The sequence below is a fragment of the Candidatus Pelagibacter communis genome (genome assembly GCF_001180105.1).
Lineage (GTDB): Bacteria > Pseudomonadota > Alphaproteobacteria > Pelagibacterales > Pelagibacteraceae > Pelagibacter > Pelagibacter ubique_K.
In genome coordinates this window covers 1-3,980 of record NZ_CVSO01000044.1, presented here as the reverse complement: position 1 = coordinate 3,980, position 3,980 = coordinate 1, and the positions used below count along the sequence as shown (strand labels likewise).

The window sequence follows — 3,980 nt, the reverse complement described above, 5'->3', positions numbered from 1 at the left end:
CGCATATTTAATTAAGACTATATATTATTAATTTAACTTTTAAAAAAGAATTTTTTAGAGATTATTAGTATTGATAATAATTCAACTCTACCGATAATCATGAACAAAATTAAAGAACATTTTGAAAAATTATTTAGATCATAAAAATTAAAATTCTGTAAATCGCTTAAAGAGGAATTAACAGTATTCATTAAAGTTAATATAGAAAGTTTGAATGAAGTCTCGCTCTCTATTCCCGATATTGTTAGAAATAAAGATAATAAACTTAAAGACATTATAAAAATAATAACTGATAAAAAATATTTTTGAAAATCACTTGCTTGAAAGCTTATATTAAAAAAAGATAGCTTATTGATGTAAACATTTTTTGGTTTTGCGTGTGAAGCAAGTTCATTTAGTGAAAATTTTAATAATAAAAAGATCTTATAAAATCTTAATCCTGAACTTGTTGAAAAAAAGGAGCCACCTATAATTATAAGTATCAAAAATATAAAGTTTAAATTTTTTGGTATATCAAAAGAAAATCCTATATTGGAAATCGAACTACATATTGCCAAAAATAAAGAAGGAAAATCACCATTTGAATTAAAAAAAATAAAAAAAAAGATTATTAGAAATAACAAATAAAAAAATAAGTATAAATCTTCAGAGAAAAAATCTATATTTATTCTTTTAAAAAAAAATAAATTATATATTAAAAAAAGACTAAAAAAAGATACAAGCATTGTAAAAGAAAGAATGATTTCTTGAATTTTACTTGTAATGATCAAATCAAGACTATTATCAGGCAAAAAACCTCCAGATGAAATTATGGTCAACGATAAATTAAAAGAATCAAATATTCTTACTCCAGATATATTCAAAATAACAAATATTAATGTTGTTAAAAATAAATAAATTATGCTTATTTTTAGAGATTGTTTTAATGTTTCGCTAGTATTAAAACTAATAAAATTAGTCAAAGATTTTTTTAAATTTAAATCAAAAATATCTATTAAAAGAATTAATGAAATAAGAAAATAAAGACCACCTATCCATTGAGTAGATGATCTCCAGAGAATTAAGCTTTGATCGAGTTGTTTTAAATTTTCAAAAATTGTAAAACCTGTTGAAGTAAAACCCGAAACTGATTCGAAGTAAGCGTCAAAAATACTTATATTATTTAATACAAGAAAATAAGGTATAGCTAATATTATTGGCATGACAATATATCCAACAATTACAGTAATAATTTTTTCGAAAATTGAAGTTTTTTTTAAATTTTTTTTTTTAAATAAAATTATTGTCCCAAAAAAAAGTGTGAATATAAAAACAAAAAAAAAGCTATTTATATCTAATAGTAAATCAAAATAGTAACAATAAACAATATTCAAAAGAGATAGCAGAGAAATAAATAAGCAAAATATACTTAAATATAGTTGAGAAAAATTTAACATTTAAATTGAGCTAATTCTGAATAGATTCTCAACAATTGGAAGTTGATCTCTTTTAGCTAGGAAAACAACAGTATCTTTTTTTTGAAAAGTAAATTTTGATGTTGGAATAATTATGTCATTTTTTCTAAGAACAGCTCCTATTCTTATATTTTCTGGTAAATTAGAATTTTTAAGTTCTTTATTTATTAGCTCTGATGAATCTATAATGTCTGCCTCTATAACTTCGTAATCTCCATTAGATATACTGTATGCTGTTTCAATCGTACCTTTATGAACATGCTTTAATATACTGGATACTGTATTCATTCTTGGGTCAATTAAATCATCAATCTTAAGTGATGACTGGAGTATTGAATAATTAGGTTTGTTAATTAAAGCCATAGTTCTTTTATCCTTTGAAAATTTTTCGACTAAAACGCTCACCATTAAATTATCTTCATCATCGTTAGTCAATGCCAGAACTGTCTCTGAGTCATCTATATTGGCCTCTTTTAAAACATCTTCATCAAGACCATTGCCATTAATTACAAGAGAATTATTTAATCCGTTTGCTATAAATTCAGCTCTCTCTTTATTTTTTTCAATGATTTTTATTCTTGCTGACTCTAGAGAATTTTCTAGATTTTTTGCTAAGTTATATCCTATATTTCCGCCGCCAATTATTAAAAAATTTTTGGATATTTTTTCACTATGCCCAAATGCATCGAGAGTTAATTGCATTTGAGATGAATTAATAATTACATAAGCTTTGTCATTGAGTTTCATTACGTCATTTTTTTTTAAAATAACAAATTCATCCTTTCTTATAACGCCAAGAATATTTGCCTCTAACTTTGGAAATTTCTTAGATATCTTGTTTAATTCAATATCAATTAATGGACACATATTATTAACGTCTATTTCTAAAAGTCGAATTTTGTTATCTGCGAAAGGAACATTGTCTAATGCTCCAGGAGCCTCTAATTTACGTTGAATGGATTTCGCTATCTCAACTTCAGGTGAGATTATTACATCTATTGGTAAATTTTCTTTATTATAAACAAGTGAAAACTTTGGGTTAAGATAATCTTGTGATCTAATTCTGGCAATTTTTTTTCCAATCTTAAATATTGAATATGCAATTTGACATATTAACATATTAATTTCATCATTCCTTGTTACTGCAATAATCATATCTGCGTCTTCAGCGTTAGCTTTTTCAAGGATAGAGGGATAAGTAGCTTTACCTACAATTGATTTTACATCTAAATCCTCATTGATCTTTTGTATATCTTCGCTTGATTGGTCAATTACAGTAACAGAGTGATCTTGTTCACTCAATAACTTTGCAATTGTATAACCTACCCTTCCAGCACCACAAATAATTATATTCATTTAATTTAAGTCTTTTACTCCTAAGCCTTTGAGTTTTCTATGTAATGCCGACCTTTCCATTCCAACAAATTTTGCAGTTTTTGATATGTTTCCCCCAAATTTTTTCAATTGAGTTGTGAGATATTCTTTTTCAAAAATTTCTCTAGCTTCTTTTAGGGTTACAGACAAATTATTATCTTTTACCATCTCATTATTTTCTTGTTTCAGTGACTCCTTTATTATCGTAGAAATTTTACCTTGATCATTGTTGGCTAGAATGGCTATACGTTCAATTAAGTTTCTTAGTTCTCTTACATTACCAGGCCAAAAATGATTTATTAAATAAGGATTATTCTTGTCAATTTGAAGAGATTTAAGATTATAATTCTGTGAAATTTTTTTTGAGAAATAGTCGATTAATAAAGGTATATCCTCAATCCTGTTATTAAGTGGATCAATATCTATTTGAAATACATTTAATCTATGAAATAAATCTTCTCTAAAATTTCCAAGTTGAATTTCATGCTTAATATTTTTGCTCGATGTACAGATAATTCTGACATTGACTTTAATATCATGGTTACTGTTTATTCGTTTAAATTTTTGATCAATTAAAACTCTCAGAATTTTAGATTGAGTTTCCAAAGGAATTTCAGAAATTTCATCTACTAACAAAGTGCCACCCGAGGCCTTTTCTAATGACCCATATGAAATTGAACCATTTTCTTTTTCTTCACCAAATAATTCTTGCTCGTATTTTTTTACATCTAACAAAGCTCCATTCAATACTATAAAAGGGCCTTTATTCCTTTTTGAAAGTTTATGTAATTTTCTAGCTATTAATTCTTTACCTGAGCCGGTAGGTCCGTATATAAATATTCTACTTTCTGAATTAGAAAGTTTCTGTATCTGCTCTCTAATTTTTTCAATATTTTGACTGTTTCCAATTAAATCATAGGAGTGAAAAAGTTTAGTTTCTAATTCTTTATTTTGACTCTTAAGATTAAAATTTTCTTCTGCACGTTTTACAAAATTCATTAAACGTTCCTCTTCAAAAGGCTTTTCTAAAAATTCAAATGCACCAGATTTTAAAGATTTAATTGCCATTTCAATATTCGCATGTCCAGAGATTATTATAACCGGGATATCTTTGTTCTTTTTTTTTATATGTGTTAATAGTTCAATTCCATC

Annotated in this window: 3 protein-coding genes; all 3 read right to left on the bottom strand. The window is 25.8% G+C overall.

The genetic code is table 11. The features are described from left to right. Positions 1-32 precede the first annotated feature (32 nt). On the bottom strand, positions 33-1,436 hold the full coding sequence (locus tag AMN84_RS03295) for a potassium transporter TrkG (RefSeq protein ID WP_075483343.1): 1,404 nt from the start codon (positions 1,434-1,436) through the stop codon (positions 33-35). Further along, the gene (gene trkA / locus AMN84_RS03290; protein ID WP_075483341.1) at positions 1,437-2,810 is read right to left on the bottom strand and encodes a Trk system potassium transporter TrkA; all 1,374 of its coding nucleotides are present in this window, start codon (positions 2,808-2,810) and stop codon (positions 1,437-1,439) included. After that, positions 2,811-3,980 (bottom strand): sigma-54-dependent transcriptional regulator (locus AMN84_RS03285; protein ID WP_075483339.1); only part of this gene is annotated, 1,170 nt, incomplete at its 5' end. It lies immediately after the preceding gene.